General features: G+C 39.8%; 12 protein-coding genes. 11 read left to right on the top strand and 1 reads right to left on the bottom strand.

The features are described from left to right. Window positions 1–206 precede the first annotated feature (206 nt). Together pheS and pheT are read left to right on the top strand one after the other, a co-directional pair. Window positions 207–1,244 carry a phenylalanine--tRNA ligase subunit alpha gene (pheS, locus tag AC4G3K_RS04410; protein WP_491132578.1) on the top strand — a complete coding sequence of 346 codons (1,038 nt, stop codon included), beginning with the start codon at window positions 207–209 and terminating at the stop codon, window positions 1,242–1,244. Window positions 1,245–1,266: 22 nt separating this feature from the next. After that, window positions 1,267–3,681 carry a phenylalanine--tRNA ligase subunit beta gene (gene pheT, locus AC4G3K_RS04405; RefSeq protein ID WP_491132577.1) on the top strand — a complete coding sequence of 805 codons (2,415 nt, stop codon included), beginning with the start codon at window positions 1,267–1,269 and terminating at the stop codon, window positions 3,679–3,681. Window positions 3,682–4,754: 1,073 nt separating this feature from the next. Here the strand turns inward: pheT and rnhC are convergent. Further along, window positions 4,755–5,714 (bottom strand): ribonuclease HIII, encoded by a 960-nt coding sequence (gene rnhC / locus AC4G3K_RS04400; RefSeq protein WP_491132576.1) that lies wholly within the window; start codon window positions 5,712–5,714, stop codon window positions 4,755–4,757. A 163-nt stretch (window positions 5,715–5,877) separates the two neighbouring features. On the opposite strand from rnhC, the gene zapA reads away from it, so the two are divergent. The 9 genes from zapA (at window position 5,878) to AC4G3K_RS04355 (ending at window position 16,444) form a co-directional block, all read left to right on the top strand. Beyond that, entirely contained in the window at window positions 5,878–6,138 is a 261-nt protein-coding gene (gene zapA, locus AC4G3K_RS04395) for a cell division protein ZapA (protein ID WP_491076247.1), read from the top strand. Window positions 6,139–6,145: 7 nt separating this feature from the next. After that, the gene (locus tag AC4G3K_RS04390) at window positions 6,146–6,688 is read left to right on the top strand and encodes a CvpA family protein (protein WP_491132575.1); all 543 of its coding nucleotides are present in this window, start codon (window positions 6,146–6,148) and stop codon (window positions 6,686–6,688) included. A 105-nt stretch (window positions 6,689–6,793) separates the two neighbouring features. Then, entirely contained in the window at window positions 6,794–8,509 is a 1,716-nt protein-coding gene (polX, locus tag AC4G3K_RS04385) for a DNA polymerase/3'-5' exonuclease PolX (RefSeq protein ID WP_491132574.1), read from the top strand. A 27-nt stretch (window positions 8,510–8,536) separates the two neighbouring features. Then, window positions 8,537–10,891, top strand: a complete 2,355-nt coding sequence (locus tag AC4G3K_RS04380) for an endonuclease MutS2 (RefSeq protein WP_491076064.1) — start codon at window positions 8,537–8,539, stop codon at window positions 10,889–10,891. A 373-nt stretch (window positions 10,892–11,264) separates the two neighbouring features. After that, a complete protein-coding gene (locus tag AC4G3K_RS04375) occupies window positions 11,265–12,968 on the top strand; it encodes an AMP-binding protein (RefSeq protein ID WP_491132573.1) in 1,704 nt (567 codons plus the stop codon). Window positions 12,969–13,091: 123 nt separating this feature from the next. Further along, entirely contained in the window at window positions 13,092–13,673 is a 582-nt protein-coding gene (fadR, locus tag AC4G3K_RS04370) for a fatty acid metabolism transcriptional regulator FadR (protein WP_491076062.1), read from the top strand. A gap of 36 nt (window positions 13,674–13,709) precedes the next feature. Continuing rightward, complete coding sequence (locus AC4G3K_RS04365) at window positions 13,710–14,483, top strand: enoyl-CoA hydratase (protein ID WP_491132572.1); 774 nt, start codon at window positions 13,710–13,712, stop codon at window positions 14,481–14,483. Window positions 14,484–14,608: 125 nt separating this feature from the next. Then, the gene (locus AC4G3K_RS04360; protein ID WP_491132571.1) at window positions 14,609–15,382 is read left to right on the top strand and encodes an electron transfer flavoprotein subunit beta/FixA family protein; all 774 of its coding nucleotides are present in this window, start codon (window positions 14,609–14,611) and stop codon (window positions 15,380–15,382) included. An 84-nt stretch (window positions 15,383–15,466) separates the two neighbouring features. After that, window positions 15,467–16,444: an electron transfer flavoprotein subunit alpha/FixB family protein gene (locus AC4G3K_RS04355; protein WP_491132570.1), complete on the top strand. Its 978-nt coding sequence runs from the start codon at window positions 15,467–15,469 to the stop codon at window positions 16,442–16,444. Window positions 16,445–16,613: the final 169 nt, after the last annotated feature.

The raw sequence follows: 16,613 nt of genomic DNA, 5'->3' as shown, positions 1-16,613 counted from the left end.
GAGCTGCAACCGGGACCACAGGAAATTAACTTGTGTAAAGGTTAGCCGGCAGAAATGTCGTTATTAAATGAAGCGAGCGTTCCTGAATAAATAGGACGCTAACAAGGGTGGTACCGCGATGATAACCTCGTCCCTTTTTGGGGGCGGGGTTTTTTGTTGTTTTCATTTATTGGTTTTCATCAAAGTTTGAATAGGAGGATTTTATTATGCAAGAGAAATTACAGGCATTGCAGCAGGAAGCCTTGGAAAAAGTGCAGGTTGCTGTTGATCTTAAAGGCTTGAATGATGTTCGTGTTGCGTATCTTGGGAAAAAAGGTCCCATCACTGAGGTACTGAGAGGAATGGGCAGCCTTTCTGCGGAAGAGAGACCAAAAATCGGTGCACTTGCCAATGAAGTCAGAGGAGCCATTGCATCGGCCATTGAAGAAAAGCAACATGCCTTAGAGGAAGAAGCCGTTAATCAAAAATTAGCGAAGGAACAAATTGATGTAACTCTTCCAGGTGCACCTGTTAAGAAAGGAAACCACCATCCGTTAACAAAAATTACGGAACAATTGGAAGACCTTTTCCTGGGTATGGGATATACAGTGGCTGAAGGTCCGGAAGTAGAACAGGATTATTATAATTTTGAAGCATTGAATCTTCCTAAAAGCCATCCTGCACGGGATATGCAGGATTCCTTCTACATTACCGATGAGATTTTAATGCGTACACATACATCACCTGTACAAGCTCGTACAATGGAAAAGCATGAAGGTAAAGGACCAGTTAAGATTATCTGTCCTGGTAAGGTGTACCGCCGTGATAACGATGATGCCACACACTCTCATCAATTTATGCAAATTGAAGGTCTCGTGGTCGATGAGAATATTACAATGGCTGACCTAAATGGCACGCTTGAAGTATTTGCGAAAAAATTCTTTGGTGAAGATCGTGAAATTCGCCTTCGTCCAAGCTTTTTCCCATTTACAGAGCCTTCAGTTGAAATGGATATCTCCTGTAAAATTTGCAGTGGAAAAGGCTGCTCTGTTTGTAAACAAACGGGCTGGATCGAAATCCTGGGCGGAGGTATGGTGCACCCGAATGTTCTGGAGATGGCTGGATTTGATTCCAAAAAATATACTGGATTTGCGTTTGGTATGGGTGTAGAGAGAATCGCTATGCTGAAATACGGCGTTGATGATATTCGTCATTTTTATACAAATGATGTTCGTTTCGGAAATCAATTTCATCGTCATGAGTAAGAATTAGATAGGAGGAAAAATGATGTTTGTATCATATAGATGGTTACAGGATTATGTTGATTTAGATGGAATCAATGCCAATGAGTTGGCAGAAAAAATCACACGCAGCGGGATTGAAGTAGAAGGTGTTGAGTCTCCTGCTGAAGTGATTCAAAATGTGGTAATCGGACATGTACTTGAAAAAGTGCAGCATCCTAATGCTGATAAATTGAGTGTGTGTAAAGTGGATATCGGTGAAGAAGAACCGGTTCAAATTGTATGCGGTGCACCAAATGTGGCAGCAGGACAAAAAGTTCCTGTCGCAAAAGTAGGAGCTGTTTTACCGGGTAATTTTAAAATTAAAAAGAGCAAGCTACGCGGCGAAGCATCCCACGGGATGATTTGTTCCTTGACGGAGCTGGGTATTGGAGCCAAAGTAGTCGCAAAAGAATTCAGTACAGGTATTTTTGTATTTCCTGATGATGTGGTCCCTGGAACAAATGCGCTTGAACAACTGGGGTTAGATGACCATATTCTTGAACTGGGACTAACACCGAATCGTTCTGATTGCTTAAGCATGCTTGGCGTAGCCTATGAAGTAGCTGCCATTTTGGGTAAAGAAGTTAAATTACCTGAAGTAAATGTAAAAGCTGGCTCTGAGAAAGCAGAAGACTATGTGACGGTAAAAGTGGATGTGCCTGAACAAAATCCTCTTTATATCGCCAAAGTGATTAAAGATGTAAAAGTTGGTCCATCTCCATTATGGCTGCAAAGCCGATTAATGAAGAGCGGCATACGCCCACATAATAATGTGGTTGATATTACGAACTACATTTTGCTTGAATATGGTCAACCATTGCATGCGTTTGATTATGATCGTTTACAATCTAAAGAAATCGTCGTTCGAATGGCTCATGAAGGTGAAAAGCTAACAACATTGGATGAGGCGGAACGTACCCTAAGCAATGATCATTTAGTGATTACGAATGGAAAAGAAACTATTGCCCTTGCAGGTGTGATGGGGGGAGCCAATTCTGAGGTTGTAGATGAAACCACAACTGTATTACTGGAAGCAGCTTATTTCGCAGGCGGTCCTGTACGTAAAGCTTCCAAAGATTTTGGCCTTCGTTCAGAAGCAAGTGCTCGTTTTGAAAAAGGTGTGGATCCAAATCGCGTCCGTGCAGCAGGAGAGCGTGCAGCTGAATTAATCGCAGAGCTTGCCGGTGGAACAGTGCTTGAAGGAGAAGCAGAATTTAATGAAATGAAGATTGGAGAAGCGGTTATCCGTATCAGTCTTGGAAAAATTAATAAGGTACTGGGTACATCATTATCAGTGAACGAAGTGAAGGATATCTTAACGCGCCTTCAATTTGAAGTGAAAGTGGATGGAGAAGAATTTATTATTACGGTACCAACACGCCGTGGAGATATTACGATTCCGGAAGATATTATTGAAGAGGTAGCAAGGCTTTACGGATATGATAATCTTCCAAAAACATTACCGGTTAGCGCTTCGAAACCAGGTGTATTAACTCCTTATCAAATGAAGCGTCGCATTGTACGCCGTTATTTGGAAGAAGCAGGTTTAATGCAAAATGTTACGTACTCCTTAACATCTGCAGAAAAGGCAACTATGTATACATTGGAGCAACGTGAAAGTATTCGTTTGGCAATGCCAATGAGTGAAGAAAGAAGTACCCTTCGCTTGAGCCTGATTCCTGGCTTGCTGGATGTTTTAAAACATAATGTAGCCCGCCAAAATGAGAATATGGCTGTTTATGAAACAGGCGCTGTTTTCCTAAAAACGTCTGATGCAGAGCTTCCGGAAGAAAAAGAACATCTTGCAGGTGCAGTGACAGGTCTGTGGAACACGAATTTATGGCAAGGAGAGAAGAAGAAAGTAGACTTCTATGTCGTAAAAGGGATCCTAGAAGGTCTATTCCGCAAGCTAGGTGTAGAGGACCGTATTGAGTGGAAACAGGCAGTTGTAGAAGGAATGCATCCAGGACGTACAGCTGAATTGCTTTTAGATGGAGAGTTACTTGGTCTCGTTGGCCAAATCCATCCGAAAGTTGAAAAGAAAGAAGACTTAAAAGAAACCTATGTATTCGAATTGTCTCTTTTAAAACTTTTAAATGCTGAACAACAACCAATTCAATATACAGCTATCCCGAGATTCCCATCCATAACACGCGATATTGCATTAGTGGTGGATGCCGAAGCAGTAGCAGGAGAAATCAGCACAATCATCAAAGAAGCGGGCGGAAAACTATTAAAAGAAGTTCACTTATTCGACCTTTACGAAGGAGAGAGAATGGAAGAAGGCAAAAAATCATTAGCATTCTCCCTAAAATACTTCGACCCAGAAAAAACTCTAACAGACGAAGAAGTAACCAAAGCCCACAACAAAGTCCTGTTAGCAGTAGAAGAAAAAGCCGGAGCACAATTGAGAGGGTAACTAGAAAGGCTGAGACGACTGTTTAGGCCCGACAAGCATAAGAGAGAGTCACGTAGGGAGTGTTATTCTCCCGCAGTGGCTATCCTTATGACTCGAGGGACTAGGAGTCGAAGCTAGATCTAAAGAAAAGCTGAAGGGCTCGATTAAGGAACGAAGACTAAATACGCCACGTCGTGTGGCAACGTCTTCATGACCTACATCCTGAGCTTCTAGCCGTCGAAGCTAGATCAGACGAAAAGCTGAAGGGCCTTGCTCAGACGCGACAAGCGTAAGAAGAGGCACGAAGGGAGAGTAGTCCTCCCGTAGTGGATATTCTTACGACCTCGAGCGTCTAGGGCCGGAAGCTAGATCCAAAGAAAAGCTGAAGGGCCATACTCCTAGGCCTCCTCAGCTACTAACACTCAAATGATTGGTGGGAGTTGAAAGACAGCTCCCCTAATCAAAGAGAGAATAGTATATTTACTAAAAAAGATTGCTGTAAATAGCAATCTTTTTTTATTTAGTTTATGTAAAAAAGCAGGGCTTTGTAGGATTAGTTTTTTCATTTAAGCATAATCAGTTAAAAAGATTTACCTCTATGCAGAGTGATGTTTTATCCCACTCTATGGAGATTGGCTGGATTATGAGCTGAAATGGCTGGAATCATGTGAAGTTTGGCTGGATTGCATCGAAGTTTGGCTTGATTAATGATAAAGTTGGCTGGATTATTTGTAAAATCGGCTCAATAGTATCGATCTGAAGTTAGATTTCGCATAACCAGGGTTGTGTAGATTAGTCTTTTAATAAAATATGATCATTTATTAGGGGGTTATCTCTATGCAGAGTGATGTTTTATCCCCACTCTATGGAGATTAGCTGTGAAATGGCTGGAATCATGTGAAGTTTGGCTGGATTAATGATAAAGATGGCTCGATTATTTGTAAAATCGTCTGGAATCTTAAAAGCGGCTTGATTATTTTGAAATACAACATATGAAGATTTGTTAAAGTCGTGTCTAGTCATACTACATCATAATTTCAGCATAAAAAAACTCGGTCCTAAAGCAATTTCATGCTTCCGGTCCGAGTTTTTTATTATAATCCGATTCGTTTGACAAGTTTACGTGCTTTTTCTGTATTGGCGAAGTGGAGCTTGGCATAGGCGTTTAATTCGCTTTCGCCTTTTTTAGCCATAAAGACAGCGGCAGCTTCATCGACTTTTGAGCTGGCTCCTTTTGGGATAGTCATTCCTGCCTGCTCGCTAAGTAGATCCATATGTTTTAAGAAAGCATAACGGGCAATGACAGATGCCGCTGCCACAGCTGTGGATATTCCTTCAGCTTTTGTACTGAAATATAAAGGGACATCACGTTTCCCGTTCGTATTAGTGTGACGAAAATAAATATCCGGTTCACAAAATTGGTCAATGAGAATCCCATCCGGTTTTGTTTCTTCTAATTTGCTTAGTAAATGGTTGATGGCTTGCTCGTGGAGCATAGCTTTCATTTTCCCCTGACTCATACCTTTTTGCTGTAAGCTATTATATTTCTCATTTTTTAGCACAAGCAGACTGTATGGGATCATCCCTGTGATTTTTTTACCGAGGATTAATATTTGAGGATCGCGTATTGTTTTGGAATCACGTATTCCTATATTTTCAAGTTCCCGAATGTGTTCCTTGCTAACATAGGCGGCTGCAACTGTTATAGGTCCGAAATAATCGCCAGTTCCCGCTTCGTCTGTTCCAATAATACTCAACTCATTGATTGTATGTGGAGGCCGATAGATATGATCAGATACACTTCTTTTTTTAACTGGTGAATTTTTTTTAGTAGCAGCAGCACTGACTGTTCCATTACTCCATTTACCTACTTCTGAATCAGAGACAGATCCTTGGAATAAAACCTTACCTGATTGGTAGGCTGTAATCGTCATTCCATTCCGTTTAGCTGAGAAGACGGCTCCGGGTGGTGTTTTGGGTACTAAAGAATCAATATAATAGGATTTCATTTTTAAGAGCGTTTCTTTTGATACAATAATAACAGTATTCGCCATTTTTCTACTCCTCTTTAGCTAAAATTCCGCCCTTTTATTGGTAGGACGGAATTTTATGTATATGATAATTTACGAATGATAGTAGTTTTTATCAAGTAATACCAAGATTTTGGTTTTCGTGTTATGATAGTAGACAGGATTTTTATGATTATGATTGGAGGCAATCACCTTGTCGGATAAAAACAGGGTAAACGTTGATATATATGGACAACAATACACCATTGTAGGGGATGAATCAACTTTTCATGTACGACAAGTTGCCCGCTCGGTGGATGACAAAATGCGCGAAATCAGTCAAAAGAACCCGAATTTGGATACGACAAAATTGGCTGTATTAACTGCGGTTAATGCCATGCATGAATATTATAAGTTATTAGAGAAAATTGAAGGATTAGAATTAGAGTTAAAACATCAGAAGAAATGAGGATAATATGGTTACACTAATTATATTAGTAGCTTTGACCATGGGTTTTTTTATTGGTTTAAGAAGGGGATTAATTTTACAGCTGGTTCATTTGTTAAGTTTTATTATTGCCTTGGTAGTAGCTAAATTATTTTATAAAGATCTTGGTCCGAAGCTTGAAATGTGGATTCCTTTTCCATCATCTACAGAATCCGACTCGTCTCTTAATATGTTATTTAATATAACAAATCTCGATTCAGCCTTTTATAATGCAATCGCATTTTTTATTATTTTTATTGCTGTAAAAATTGCCCTGCAAATAATAGGCTCCATGCTGGACTTTCTTGCCCATTTACCGCTTTTGAAACAATTTAATCAATTGGCGGGGGGAGCTTTTGGTTTTGTAGAAACGTATTTAGGTGCTTTTATTATCCTATTTATTGCTGCAATGCTGCCTATTGAATCCCTGCAAGAAATGATTCAAAACTCCTCTTTGGCGAAAACAATTATTATGGACACTCCATTCTTATCTAGCTGGGTAACAAAGTTGTGGTTCCATCCATTCTCATGACTTCCTCTTCCAATAGGGAAGTCATTCTTTTTTAGTATCTGATTCAGCTTGTATATAATGAAGGTGTAGGTATCTTTAAAATGAATAAACGGGTAGGTGCCAGATATGAGTATAAATAAAAAAGATGTCATAAAACTATTGGAAACAATAGCTGTATATATGGAATTAAAAGGTGAAAATCAATTTAAAGTATCTGCTTTTCGAAAAGCGGCACAGGCGCTTGAAGTGGATGAACGAAGCCTGACTGAGATAGACGATTTTACTAAACTGAGCGGTATTGGCAAAGGCACGGCAGCTGTCATTACAGAATATATCGAAACAGAATCCTCGGAGGTTCTTAAAGAGCTGCAAGAGGAAGTGCCAAAAGGTCTGATTCCACTTCTTCGTCTGCAAGGCCTTGGTGGAAAAAAGATTGCCAAGCTTTATAAAGAATTACATATAACAAATGCCGAAGAGCTTCAGAAGGCTTGTGAGGAAGGGAAGGTCAGTAAACTGGCCGGCTTCGCCAAAAAGTCAGAAGAAAATATATTAGAGGCCATTAAAACAATGGGAACCAAACCAGATCGTCTGCCTCTGGCCGTTATGCTTCCGATTGTGGAAGATATCGAATTGAAACTGCAGGCAATGGAAAATATTGTTCGCTTTTCGAGAGCAGGCAGTGTAAGGCGCGGACGCGAGACGATAAAAGATCTGGATTTCATCATAGCGACGGACAACCCGTCCAGTGTGAAGGAGCAGATACTTTCTCTTACAAATATTGACCATATTGTTGCAGCTGGCGATACTAAAGTGTCTCTCGCTTTAGCATATGACTATGAAATTGCGGTTGATTTCAGATTGGTAAAACCTGCTGAATTTGCAACGGCATTGCACTATTTTACCGGGTCTAAAGATCATAATGTCCGGTTACGCCAATTAGCGAAAGAACGCGGTGAAAAGGTTAGTGAATATGGAGTAGAGAATTTAGAAACTGGGAATGTAAAAACATTTGATAGTGAAGAAGATTTATACGGACATTTTGGCCTGCCATATATTCCTCCGCAAATTAGACAGGACGGTACTGAAATTGAGAAGTATCATGCTGATTACGGTTTAATTTCCCTTGAGGATATAAAAGGTGATCTTCATATGCATACAACCTGGAGTGACGGTTCCCATACGTTGAGGGAAATGGTAGAGGCATGCCGTGCTAAAGGATATCGCTATATGGCTATTACCGATCATTCTCAATATTTAAAAGTTGCGAACGGATTGACACCCGAGAGAGTTTTGAAGCAAAAAGAAGAAATTCGCAAATTGAATGAGGAATATGATGATATCATGATTCTATCCGGTATTGAAATGGACATACTTCCAGACGGTACCTTGGATTTTGATGATGAAATTCTGGAACAATTGGATCTCGTGATTGCTTCTATTCATTCCTCCTTCTCGCAGCCGCAGGAAGTGATTATGGAACGTTTGAAAACCGCATTGAGAAATAAACACGTCGATATTATCGCACATCCGACTGGCAGAGTTATCGGGCGAATGGATGGTTATGCTGTGGATATGGATTTACTTATTCAACTGGCTAAAGAAACAAATACAGCGCTTGAGTTGAATGCAAATCCCAATCGACTTGATTTAGCAGCGGAGAATGTTAAAAAGGCTCAGGATGCCGGTGTAAAAATCATTATTAATACAGATGCTCACAGCATTGATATGTTGGAGAATATGGATGTGGGTGTAGCACATGCCCAGCGTGGCTGGTTAAAGAAAGAAAGCGTATTAAACACTCAATTGGAGGAAGATTTTTTAGCATTCCTCAATAGAGACTAACAGAAAAAGTAAGGAGGATCTTTCTCCATGCAAGATAAAGTATTTAAAACACTCGAATTCACAAAGATCATTACACAATTGCAAAAGCATGCATCTTCCAGTCTAGGGAAGAATTTAAGTGAACAGTTAAAGCCAAACACCGATTTAGAAGAAGTTAGACGTTCTCAATTTGAAACAGACCAGGCAGCAACGGTATACCGCTTAAAGGGTAACGTACCGCTTGGAGGAATATTTGATATTCGATCCCATATTAAACGTGCCCGTATAGGCAGTGTCCTCAGTCCGGTTGAATTGATGGAAACATCGAGCACATTACGGGCAGGCCGAAATTTACGCAGATTTTTGGAAGATATGCAGGAAAATGAAATTGAGCTTCCTATCCTCTATGAATATAAAGATCAATTAGTAAGCTTGAATGAATTAGAAAAAGATATAAATATGGCAATTGGTGACAATGGGGAGGTTCTGGATTCAGCCAGTGACACGCTTAGACAATTGCGTCAGCAAATGCGTACAAACGAAGCAAGAGTTAGAGAAAAGCTGGAAAGTATGATTCGTTCCAGTAATGCTGCCAAAATGTTATCAGATACAATTGTGACGATTAGAAATGACCGGTTTGTCATTCCTGTCAAACAGGAATACAGAAGTCATTACGGCGGTATTATTCATGATCAGTCTGCATCAGGACAAACCTTGTTTATAGAACCGCAGTCTATTGTTCAATTAAATAATACCCTGCAGGATATCCGTGTCAAAGAAAGCAGAGAAGTGGAACGTATCCTGACAATGCTTTCTAATGTAGTGGGAGAGCATGCGGAGGATATTTTACTAAATGTCTCTATTTTAGCTAAGCTTGATTTTGCATTTGCGAAAGCAAAATATGCCAAAGCCATTCATGCATCCATGCCGATAATGAATAATCAGGGAATCATTAAGTTGAAAAAGGCAAGACATCCACTTATTCCGAGAGAAGAAGTTGTTGCTAACGATATAATCCTTGGAGATACTTATGGGACAATGGTGATCACTGGCCCGAATACAGGTGGTAAAACGGTAACGCTAAAAACGGTAGGTCTTTGTACATTGATGGCAATGGCAGGTTTGCATGTACCGGCTATGGACGGTTCTGAGTTAGCCGTTTTCAAATCTGTATATGCTGATATTGGTGATGAACAGTCCATTGAGCAAAGCTTAAGTACATTTTCATCACATATGGTAAATATTGTGGAAATCCTTGAAACATTGGACTTTGAGTCACTCGTATTATTTGATGAGCTAGGAGCCGGTACGGACCCTCAAGAAGGGGCAGCACTTGCAATTTCAATCCTGGATGAAGCACATTCACGCGGAGCAAAGGTGATTGCCACTACCCATTATCCTGAGCTAAAAGCCTATGGATATAATAAAGAAGGCGTCAGAAATGCGAGTGTAGAATTTGATGTAGAAACGCTTAGCCCAACATATCGTCTTTTAATAGGGGTACCAGGGCGAAGTAATGCATTTGAGATCTCTACGAAATTAGGGCTAAATGATCGGATTATTCGCAATGCCCGCGGAATGGTTGGAGCAGAGTCCAATAAGGTTGAAAACATGATTGCATCATTGGAAACCTCCCGAAAAGAAGCCGAAAAAGACTGGCAGGAAGCGGAAGAATACTTAAAGGATGCAGAACGTCTGCATACAGATTTGGAAAAACAATTAATGGAGTATCAGGATAAAAAAGATACTCTGATTGAAAAAGCTAAACAAGAAGCAAGGCAACTGATAGAAAAAGCGCAAAAAGAAGCGGAGGAAATTATCCGTGACTTGCGACAACTGCGTATTGAAAAAAGTGCAGATGTAAAAGAACATGAATTAATTGAAGCTAAGAGAAGACTTAACGAAGCAAAACCGGAAGAATCCAAAAAGACCAGAAAACAAGTGACTTCAACGGAGAGGGTATTGAAACCTGGTGATGAAGTTAAGGTACTCACATGGGGGCAAATTGGACAATTACTAGAAAAGGTATCTGACCATGAATGGAATGTCCAAGTGGGTATTATGAAAATGAAAGTAAATGAAAAGGATCTCGAATTTAAAAAGAGTCCGAAACCTGTTGAGACAAAGACCATTACTAAGATTAAAGGGAAAGACTTTCATGTGAATCTGGAACTTGATCTTCGTGGCGAGCGATACGAAAATGCTTTATCAAGAGTAGAAAAATATATTGATGATGCCCTGCTTGCCAGTTATCCGCGTGTATCCATCATTCATGGAAAAGGAACGGGTGCTTTGAGGCAGGGAGTCAGAGACTATTTGAAAAATCATCGTTCCGTCAAATCGATGAGATTTGGGGAAGCGTCTGAAGGCGGAATTGGTGTGACAATTGTAGAATTGAAATAAGAGGGAGTATATGGGAGGAAACCATGGAAACACTGGGGAAAATTTTGTTGGTGGTATCTGCTTTATTTATCCTTGTCGGGATCATATACATGACTTTCTACGCATGAGAAAGAGCTTAAACGGTTGGGTGAAGCCACTGTTTAAGCTCTTTTTTATGCTATAGGTGGAAGGTGCTGACAAGCATACAATAAATTGAGAAGAGGACCAATTACTTATAATCTGGAAGGTCTGCTTGCATCAATGCTGTTCATTTGTGTGTAAAGTACTATAAAAATGAAATTAAATTGACGGAATATTAGTAAAATATTGTCACATAAAATTCATTATACTATAATTAACTAGGAGAATTAGCTTTTTAAGGGAGGTTTTTACATTGCCGGAAGAAAAACCATGGTTTAAGCATTATCCAGAAGAAATCCCGAAAAGCATCGAGTATGGACATAATTTAATACAGGATTATTTAAAACAGTCTGCTCACAAATATCCAACTAAGAAAGCTATTCATTTTATGGGAACGTCGATTACGTACAAGAAATTGTATGAATACGCCCTGCAATTTGCCCATTATTTGAAAACATTAGGCATTGAAAAAGGTGATCGAATAGCCATCATGTTGCCTAATACACCACAGTCAGTCATTAGTTATTATGGGTCATTGATTGCGGGTGCGATAGTGGTACAAACGAATCCTTTGTATATGGAAAGAGAAATTGAATACCAAATGCAGGATTCAGGTGCAAAGGTCATAGTGACATTGGATATTTTATTTCCACGCGTCTCGAGTATCATGAAAAATACAGAATTACAGCATATCATCGTTGCCTCCATCAAAGATTTTTTACCATTTCCAAAGAATTTATTTTATCCTTCTATCCAAAAGAAACAATATAATATGGTCGTCAAGGTTGAGCATAAAGGCAACCATCACCTCATGTCTGAAATTCTGAAAATTTCTCCTAAAACTGAAATTGAGTATCAAGGTGATCCGGAACAAGACCTTGCTCTGCTTCAATATACAGGAGGAACAACTGGTTTTCCTAAGGGAGTTATGCTTACACATAATAATCTTGTAGCAAATACAAAAATGTGTGATGCATGGCTGTATAAATATAATGAAGGAGAAGAAAAGGTCCTCAGCATATTGCCTTTCTTCCATGTCTATGGGATGACCACGGTTCTTATTCTTTCCATTATGAAAGGCCATGAAATGATCATATTGCCAAAGTTTGATGTGGTCACGACTCTGAAGACTATTCAAAAAGAGAAGCCGACATTATTTCCTGGAGCTCCAACTATGTATATTGGCTTATTGAATCATCCGGAAATTTCAAATTATGATTTATCATCCATCGATGCCTGTATAAGTGGTTCAGCAGCGCTTCCTGTAGAAGTCCAGCAGAAATTCGAAAAGCTAACTGGGGGAAAATTAGTTGAGGGATATGGATTGACAGAAACTTCCCCGGTGACTCATGCAAACCTTTTATGGGGTGATAAGCGTGTGAAGGGAAGTATTGGATTACCATGGCCAAGTACAGACGCTGCTATTCTTTCCTCTGAAACTTTAGAGCCATTGCCTCCAGGTGAGGTCGGTGAATTGGCAATCAAGGGCCCGCAAGTCATGAAAGGTTACTGGAATCGTCCGGAAGAAACGGAAAGCGCTTTCTGTAATGGATGGTTATTGACAGGAGACATGGGTTATATGGATGAAGAAGGATATTTCTTCATTGTAGATCGTAAGAAGGACATCATTATTGCAGGTGGGTTTAATATTTACCCACGTGAAATTGAGGAAGTATTGTATGAGCATGAAGCCATTCAGGAAGCTGTAGTAGCGGGAGTGCCTGACCCTTATCGTGGAGAAACTGTCAAAGTATACATTGTGTTGAAGGAAAATGCTGAAGCTTCCGAACAAGAATTAAATGAGTACTGCCGTAAGTATTTGGCTGCCTATAAAGTACCTCGTTTGTATGAATTCCGTGATGAGCTGCCAAAGACAGCCATTGGTAAAATCCTGCGACGTGTTTTGGTGGATGAAGAAAAACAAAAACAACAAAAGATTGATAAAAGAGAAGCTTAATAAAAGTTCACGAGAAGTTCTTTTATAATCAAGGGGCTAGATTTTACTTGACTTTATAATTCCCCCACTCTAATATAAAAATATGAATGACTATTCATTCATTTTAGAGGAGGAAGAATGATAATGAAAAAAGACCGCCCAAAATACAAACAGATTATTGATGCGGCCGTTATTGTGATTGCTGAAAACGGCTACCATCAAGCACAAGTCTCCAAGATAGCAAAACAGGCGGGTGTAGCAGATGGTACAATTTACTTGTATTTCAAGAATAAAGAAGATATTTTGATTTCCATGTTCCAGGACAAATTGGGGAGTTTTATATCCAGCATTGAAGAAGAGATGGAGAGAGTATCCAGTGCGAAAGAAAAAATGCTGGTGCTTGTTCGCAAGCATTTTGAGATTCTTTCTGAGGATAAGCACTTGGCTATCGTCACGCAGCTGGAGTTACGGCAATCAAATAAAGATATAAGACACAAAATTAACGATGTTCTTAAGGGATATTTGAAGCTTGTCGATTCAATCCTGATTGTCGGTATCGAACAAGGTGAATTTAAACATGATCTTGATGTTCGTCTGGCGCGCCATATGGTATTTGGTACTTTAGATGAAATCGTTACGACCTGGATAATGAATGAACAAAAATATAATCTAAACGACCAAGCTGAACCAGTTCAACAATTAATAATCAATGGATTGGGTGCTTAAACCAGCTGAACTAAGTCAAATAAAGGGGTAGTCCACATGAAGACATTACATGTATACGAGGAGAATCAGGTAGCTTATGTTTCAATAAGCAGGCCACCGGCAAACGCATTGGCTTCTGAACTACTCGATGATTTATCTGCTATGTTTGATTCAATTGAGCAAAAGGATGATGTACGGGTTGTTGTTCTTTATGGGGAAGGGAAATTTTTCTCAGCAGGTGCTGATATTAAAGAGTTTACAACGGTTGCATCTGAAGAAGATTTTTCTAGGCTTTCCAAAAGAGGACAGGATTTATTCGAACGAATTGAACGGTTTAAAAAACCTGTCATAGCTGCGATTCATGGAGCGGCATTAGGTGGTGGGCTGGAGCTCGCCATGTCCTGCCATCTGCGATATGTAACGGAGTCAGCTAAGCTAGGCTTGCCAGAGCTGCAGCTAGGCCTTATTCCGGGCTTTGCAGGCACTCAAAGGCTCACCCGGTATGTAGGAGCTGCCAAAGCTGCTGAGATGATGTTCACATCTGAACCTATTTCTGGATTGGAGGCTGTTGCAGCAGGACTTGCAAATCATGCCTTTAAGGAAGAAGAGCTAATGGATGCTGTTAAAGAAATTGCCGGTAAAATGGCAAGAAAAAGTCCGATTGCTCTTGAAAAAGCTATCCATCTTATTAACTACTCCAAACATGAACACTATTACAAAGGGGTAGAGGAGGAAGCCATTCAGTTTGGTAAGATATTTATAACTGAAGATGCCAAAGAGGGAATTCAAGCATTTTTAGAAAAACGTTTACCGGTATTTAAAGGGAAATAAGCTTGTGATAGCGAATCATTCTGTGAGTACCATCTGCTCTTCGAAGTGAAAACTTCGGGGAGTAGGAGTTTTATATATTGTTTTCTCAATCTTTAAAATTAATACGAACAATAGGAGGGCATAACATGAATATATATGTTTTGCTAAAAAGGACATTTGATACAGAGGAGAAAATTTCATTATCAAACGGACGTATTCAAGAAGATGGTGCTGAGTTTATTATTAATCCATATGATGAGTATGCAGTGGAAGAAGCCATCCAGGTTCGTGATGCACAAGGCGGCGAAGTGACTGTGGTTACAGTCGGCGGTGAAGACGCTGAGAAAGAGCTGCGAACTGCGCTTGCTATGGGTGCTGATAAGGCAGTTCTTATAAATATTGAAAATGACGTAGAAAATGGAGATCAATTTACAACTTCTAAAATATTGGCTCAATATTTGAAAGAACAAGAAGTAGATTTGATTATTGGGGGAAATGTAGCGATAGATGGAGGTTCCGGTCAGGTTGGACCGCGTGTTGCCGGATTACTTGATATCCCTTATGTAACCACAGTTACTAAACTTGAAATTAACGGTGAAAATGTAACCGTTACCAGAGATGTGGAAGGGGATTCTGAAATTATCGAGACATCTCTGCCTTTATTAATAACAGCACAACAAGGTTTAAATGAGCCGCGCTATCCTTCCTTACCTGGGATCATGAAGGCGAAGAAAAAACCGCTTGATGAATTGGAATTGGATGATCTCGAACTTGAAGAAGAAGATGTTGAGGCTAAAACGAAGAGTATTGAAATTTATCTGCCGCCTAAGAAAGATGCAGGTAAGGTCTTACAAGGAGAAATTCCTGAACAAATAAAAGAACTGGTTACCCTGCTTCGCACTGAAGCGAAGGTAATTTAAAATGAATGAAAGGAATCATTCATTTTATTGGTGAAGAGATAGATAGCAACCAACACAAAGGGAAAAATAACGGGAGGTAAAATTATGTCTAGAAAGATTTTGGTTTTGGGTGAAACAAGAGACTCTTCTCTACGTAATGTATCCTATGAAGCAATCGCTGCAGCTAAGACAGTTGCTGAGGGTGGAGAAGTTGTAGGTGTTGTATTTGGAGAGTCTGTTGCAGAGATCGGCAAGGAATTCATTCATTACGGTGCAGACCGTGTAATCGTTGTTGAGAATGAATTGCTTAAACAGTATTCATCAGACGGCTATACTCAAGCTTTATTAGCTGTTATCGAACAGGAATCTCCTGAAGGGCTTATTTTCGGCCATACATCATTGGGGAAAGACTTAGCACCACGAGTCGCCGGTAAATTAAACTCAGGTTTAATTTCAGATGCCATTGGTGTAGAAGAAGCAGGTGGAAATATTGTATTTACACGTCCGATATACTCCGGCAAAGCATTTGAAAAGAGGATTGTGACAGATGGGTTAGTATTTGCGACCATCAGACCTAATAATATTGACCCGCTCGATCATGATCCGTCCCGTACGGGTGATGTGTCAACTTTATCTGTGGATATCAAGGATTTACGTACAGTTATTAAAGAAGTATTGCGAAAAGCAACTGAGGGAGTAGACCTGTCAGAGGCAAAAGTAATCGTTGCCGGTGGCCGTGGAGTGAAAAGTGAAGAAGGCTTTGAACCACTTAAGGAATTGGCAAATCTCCTTGGCGGTGCAGTTGGGGCATCACGCGGAGCTTGTGACGCAGATTACTGTGACTATTCCTTACAAATTGGGCAAACAGGTAAAGTAGTAACCCCAGATCTTTACATTGCTTGTGGAATCTCCGGAGCTATCCAGCATTTAGCAGGAATGTCCAATTCCAAAGTAATTGTTGCTATCAATAAAGATCCAGAGGCCAATATTTTTAAAGTTGCGGATTACGGCATTGTTGGTGATTTGTTTGAAGTAGTTCCTTTATTAACAGAAGAGTTCAAAAATCTTCTTGTTAAATCTTAATCATTTAAGTAGGCAAAAACAGGGTAGCAAATTTGCTACCCTGTTTTTCTAATTAAGGTTAAAACAAGTATCTTTTAATACGTTGAAATACAGGATAATTAAGCAGGACAGTAGCATCCTATATAGAACAGTGGTATACTCCACTTATAGTTTACTTAATGTAAGTCTT

The sequence above is a fragment of the Bacillus sp. z26 genome (assembly GCF_058313635.1).
Note: the sequence above shows the minus strand (reverse complement) of the source record. Positions and strands in the feature narration are given on the sequence as shown.

What these genes read in the sequence shown, in the direction of transcription:
- pheS (WP_491132578.1), top strand. Translation starts at nt 207, where the DNA reads ATGCAAGAGAAATTACAGGCATTGCAGCAGGAAGCCTTGGAAAAAGTG.
- pheT (WP_491132577.1), top strand. Translation starts at nt 1,267, where the DNA reads ATGTTTGTATCATATAGATGGTTACAGGATTATGTTGATTTAGATGGA.
- rnhC (WP_491132576.1), bottom strand. Translation starts at nt 5,714, where the DNA reads ATGGCGAATACTGTTATTATTGTATCAAAAGAAACGCTCTTAAAAATG.
- AC4G3K_RS04390 (WP_491132575.1), top strand. Translation starts at nt 6,146, where the DNA reads ATGGTTACACTAATTATATTAGTAGCTTTGACCATGGGTTTTTTTATT.
- polX (WP_491132574.1), top strand. Translation starts at nt 6,794, where the DNA reads ATGAGTATAAATAAAAAAGATGTCATAAAACTATTGGAAACAATAGCT.
- AC4G3K_RS04380 (WP_491076064.1), top strand. Translation starts at nt 8,537, where the DNA reads ATGCAAGATAAAGTATTTAAAACACTCGAATTCACAAAGATCATTACA.
- fadR (WP_491076062.1), top strand. Translation starts at nt 13,092, where the DNA reads ATGAAAAAAGACCGCCCAAAATACAAACAGATTATTGATGCGGCCGTT.
- AC4G3K_RS04365 (WP_491132572.1), top strand. Translation starts at nt 13,710, where the DNA reads ATGAAGACATTACATGTATACGAGGAGAATCAGGTAGCTTATGTTTCA.
- AC4G3K_RS04360 (WP_491132571.1), top strand. Translation starts at nt 14,609, where the DNA reads ATGAATATATATGTTTTGCTAAAAAGGACATTTGATACAGAGGAGAAA.
- AC4G3K_RS04355 (WP_491132570.1), top strand. Translation starts at nt 15,467, where the DNA reads ATGTCTAGAAAGATTTTGGTTTTGGGTGAAACAAGAGACTCTTCTCTA.